A 3,719-nucleotide genomic window follows, 5' to 3' on the forward strand; every position below is an offset into this window, starting at 1 on the left:
TCTTGACGAGGTCCTTGTCGGCGTCGGGCGCGGAGATGGTCACCGCGTAGCGCAGCGGATCGACAATGTCCGCGTCCTCGTCGCTGGACGATCCCCACAGCTTGATGCCGAAAAGCTCGAACGCGGCCACGGATCTTGATTCGGCGATCAGCGCGGTCCCGCACATCATGGCCAAAAGCAGGGCGCGCGGAAGCACGCGCCCTGGCGCGGTCCCTCCTGACATCTGCTCTTCATGCGCCGGCATTAAGACAACCTAGGTTACAAAACTAAAATTGGAATGAAGTTCTGAAGCGCTCGTAAAGGGGCCACAATCCAATTGTCTGAAATAGGGTGGGCTTGGAATTCACACCTTCTGCGTTTCCGCAAGAAAGCGTGATCCCCTTCCCGTGGAGGTTACTGTCCGCATACCGGTCCTTGGCCGGAAAATAAACCGTTGGCAGGCGGAGACCTGCCGCGTCCGCGCGTTGACAAGCCTGACTGAAGCTTGAACATGCCCGGACGTCTGCAATTGTCTGGAGGGTGTTATGGCAATGCGCGCGGCTCGTGGTCTGTCGATTCTCGTCCTTCTTTTCTTTGCCTGGGGTAGCGTCGCGCAAGCGGCGGAAGCGCGAAGAATCGCAACGACGGACAATTCCGATTATTTCGGCTTCGATCTCAGGTCCGACCAGAACGTCACGCTCGACCAGTGCAAGACGACATGCCTCGGCGATCCGACCTGCCGCGCCTTCACCTACAACACCAAGGCCAAATGGTGCTTTCTCAAATCCGACTATAACCAGTTGAAATCCTTCAACGGCGCGGTCGCCGGCAAGGTCGTCAACATCGACGGCGATCCAGATATCGGCGCGCCGCCGGAACTCGCCTTCTTCCCCAACTGGATGGCCGACCAGGCCCAGCAATACCGCAACAAGCTGCTTGGCCCTGCCTTTGACAAGCCGACGGAGGGCATGGCGGCGCTGATCAACTCGGCCGAACAAGCCGTACAGACCGGCGACCATCGCTCCGCCATGCAGAAATACGAGGCCGCTGTCTCGGTCATGCCGGATGACGGCCAGCTCTGGCTCAAGCTGGCGCGCGAAACGCTGGCCGTACAGCCCGCCGCGAGCACCTCCGAAGCCTCAACTTTGCCGTCAAACGCCACGTCGGCCGCCTTCAACGCCTACAAGCTGCTGCGCACCACCAAGACGCGCGCCGAAGTGCTGGCGCTGCTCGGCAATGGTCTCGACAAGCGCGATCTCTACCGGCCGGCGCTGCAGGCCTATGAAGCCAGCCTTGCGCTGGAAAGCTCGCCCGCGGTCCAGGCCGATTATGCCGATCTGAAGGCCCGCAAGGGATTCCGCGTCATCGATCACTCTGTCGATGCCGACACCAGCGCGCCGCGCATCTGCGCGCAATTCTCCGAGGATCTGGTCAAGACCGGCGTCGACTACGCGCAGTTCGTCACCGTCGACAACGCCGCGCCCAAGGGCATCGAGGCCAAGGACAAGCAGATCTGCGTCGAAGGGCTCGAACACGGCCAGCACTATGACGTCACCTTCCGCGCCGGCCTGCCGGCCGCGATCGGCGAAGTGACCGCTGCCCCCGTGGTGCTGTCGATCTATGTGCAGGACCGCGCGCCATCCGCCCGCTTCACCGGCGACAGCTTCGTGCTGCCGGCCGGCGCGCGCCGCGGCATTCCGGTCGTCACCGTCAACATGAACGCCGCCGAGATGAAGCTCTACCGCATCGGCGACCGCTCGCTGGCGCAGCTCCTGTCGGGCTATCAGTTCCTGCACCAGCTCGACGGCTATGACATTTCCAACATTTCCGAGCAGATGGGCGCGCCGGTCTGGCAGGGCCAGCTCGACATCGTCAACGACCTCAACAAGGAGGTCACCACCTCCTTCCCGGTCGACGAAGCGCTGCCGCAGCGCAAGCCCGGCGTCTATGTGCTGACGGCCAAGGCCGTCAACGACAAGAGCGACGATTACGGCTCGCTGGCCACGCAGTGGTTCGTCGTCTCCGACATCGGCCTGTCTACCTATACCGGCCAGGACGGGCTCAACGTCTTTGCCCGTTCGCTGGGTAGCGCCAAGCCGATTGCCGGTGCCGAACTGACGCTGGTTGCCCGTAACAACGAAGTTCTCGGAACCGCGACGTCGGATGCGAACGGCCATGCCGTCTTCAACCCCGGCCTGACGCGCGGTGACGGCGGCATGGTGCCGGCCGTGCTGATGGCCAAGCAGGGCGACAATGATTTCGTCTTCCTCGATATGTCAAAGGCCGGCTTCGACCTGTCCGACCGCGGCGTCACCGGACGCGCCGCACCGGGCGCGCTCGACGTCTATGCCTGGACCGAACGCGGCATCTACCGCGCCGGTGAGGACGTCCATGTCGCCGCGCTTGCCCGCGACGGCGCGGCCAAGGCGGTCGAGAACCTGCCGCTGACCTTCATCTTCTCGCGTCCCGATGGCGTCGAGGACCGCCGCATCGTCAGCGACGGCGCATCGGCCGGCGGTCACGCCGTCGACCTGCCGCTCGAAGCCAACGCCATGCGCGGCACATGGTCGGTGTCGATCCACACCGACCCCAAGCAGCCGGCGGTTGCCAGCCAGATGTTCCTGGTCGAGGACTTCGTGCCGGATCGCATAGAATTCGACATGAAGGCCGACAAGCAGGAGATTGCGCGGGGTGAAACCGCCAACATCAACATTGACGGCCGCTTCCTCTATGGCGCGCCGGCGGCGGGCCTGGCGCTGGAAGGCGAACTGACCCTGTCGACGTCCCGGGACTGGGACCGCTTCCCCGACTTTTCCTTCGGCCTCGCCGACGAGCAGTCGGCGGAGCCCACGGTCACGCCGCTCACCGATCTGCCGGTGGTCGGCGACGACGGCAAAGCGACCTTCCCGATCTCCGTCGACCAATTGCCCTCGACCACCAAGCTGGTCGATGGCAAGGTGACGGTGCGCATGCGCGAAACCGGTGGCCGCGCCATCGAGCGTTCGCTCAACATCGGCATCCGCCCGCAAGGCCATATGATCGGCATCCGCCCGGATTTCGCCGATGGTGAAGTGCCGCAGGGGGGCACGGCCAAGTTCAGCCTGATCGCCGTCGATCCCGATGGCAAGCGCGAGGCGCTGAAAGGCGCGCAGTGGTCGCTGGTCAAGGTCGAACGCAATTACCAGTGGTACCGCTCCAACAACTCCTGGAACTACGAGCCGGTGAGCTTCACCAAATCGATCGCCAACGGCCAGATCGATCTCAACGCCGATGGCGATGCCGCCGTCTCCGTACCTGTCGACTGGGGCCAGTACAGGCTCGAGGTCGAGACATCGGATCCCGAGGGGCCGGCGACCAGCTATGAATTCGACGCCGGCTGGTATGTCGCCTCGACCACCACCGAAACGCCTGACGGCCTGGAGATTGCCCTGGACAAGGACAATTATGCCGCGGGCGAAGTGGCCAGGCTGAAAATCTCGCCGCATTTTGCCGGCGAATTACTGATCAACATCGGCTCCGACAAGCTGCTGAAAACCATCACGGCGACCGTGCCGGCCGGCGGCAGCACCGTCGACATCCCGGTTGGCGACGACTGGGGCGCCGGCGCCTATGTCACGGCAACCCTTTTCCGGCCGGGCGACGCGCAGGAAACGCGCATGCCCGCCCGCGCCATCGGCGTGAAATGGCTGACCGTCGATCCGGGCGCCAAGAAGCTTGCCGTCACGCTCACGCCGCCGGAC

Annotated in this window: 1 protein-coding gene and 1 pseudogene; one reads left to right on the forward strand and one right to left on the reverse strand. The window is 64.0% G+C overall.

The features are described 5' to 3' along the window. Window positions 1–244, reverse strand: a pseudogene (locus tag EOA36_RS30465) (outer membrane protein assembly factor); the annotation flags it as partial. A 280-nt stretch (window positions 245–524) separates the two neighbouring features. Here EOA36_RS30465 and EOA36_RS30470 point away from each other — a divergent pair. Then, window positions 525–3,719, forward strand: a 3,195-nt coding sequence (locus EOA36_RS30470) for an alpha-2-macroglobulin family protein (protein WP_189553439.1), incomplete at its 3' end; no start/stop codon positions are given.

It is taken from the genome of Mesorhizobium sp. M8A.F.Ca.ET.021.01.1.1 (assembly GCF_003998025.1).
In the GTDB taxonomy this organism is placed as follows: domain Bacteria; phylum Pseudomonadota; class Alphaproteobacteria; order Rhizobiales; family Rhizobiaceae; genus Mesorhizobium.